Source organism: Halalkalibacter lacteus (assembly GCF_036663595.1).
GTDB lineage: Bacteria > Bacillota > Bacilli > Bacillales > Bacillaceae_D > Halalkalibacter > Halalkalibacter lacteus.
The window spans coordinates 1-209 of the sequence record NZ_JAWRVL010000532.1 but is presented as its reverse complement, the minus strand read 5'-3'; the positions used below and the strand labels follow the sequence as shown (position 1 = coordinate 209).

The following is a 209-nucleotide window of genomic DNA, read 5'->3' as shown; positions in this document are numbered from 1 at the left end:
CTAAAAGTTGACGAGATAACATGTATCTCTATTTCGCTTGGCTTTTGTTCAGTTTTCAAAGAACTACATTGTCGCTTGTTGGCGACTTTTAAAATGATACTAGTAAACAAATAAAAAGTCAATATATTTTTTTGGTGGGCCTGAGTGGACTCGAACCACCGACCTCACGCTTATCAGGCGTGCGCTCTAACCAGCTGAGCTACAGGCCC

Annotated in this window: 1 tRNA gene; it reads right to left on the bottom strand. The window is 41.6% G+C overall.

What is annotated here, in order from left to right:
• Positions 1-132: 132 nt before the first annotated feature.
• Positions 133-209 (bottom strand) — tRNA-Ile (locus SAZ04_RS23250).